Raw genomic sequence first — 520 nt, forward strand, 5'->3', positions numbered from 1 at the left:
CTGATGTTCAGTCCCGGGAGTAAAGTGTCTGGTGTGCCTCTGATGGGTGATAAGGCGGCTATTTTTGAGCCGGATGTGGCGAAGATGTATGATTTTAAATTGAGTTCTGACGAATATAATGGCGAAGATTGTTATGTGTTTCGTGCGATTCCCAAAAAAGAATATGCTGATGACGTGGTGTACAATGATCTTATCACCTGGTTTCGCAAAAGCGATTATACCATCCTGGCCCGGGATTATTCTCTCTCATACAAGGCGGGATTATATGATTTCGATGTAAATATCAAGGTGCGAACGCAGCAGGTGGGTAAGCGTTTAATACCCGCACGGCTGGAATATGATGGGAACTGGCATGTATTTAGCAAAAAACGTGAGCGGGTGCGGTTTTCAACCGTGATAACCCCGTGAAAAAGAGATAATTTCGCTTCGTGATCTCCCAGAGCTCCATACAGGAAGTATTGAACCGTGCCGATATACTGGATGTTGTCGGACAATTTGTGCGTTTGAAGAAACGTGGAGC

General features: G+C 45.0%; 1 pseudogene. It reads left to right on the forward strand.

Annotated features, from left to right (window positions below):
- Nucleotides 1-408, forward strand: a pseudogene (locus P2W82_RS24725) (hypothetical protein); the annotation flags it as partial.
- Nucleotides 409-520: the final 112 nt, after the last annotated feature.

Source organism: Pollutibacter soli (assembly GCA_029269725.1).
Lineage (GTDB): Bacteria > Bacteroidota > Bacteroidia > Chitinophagales > Chitinophagaceae > Pollutibacter > Pollutibacter soli.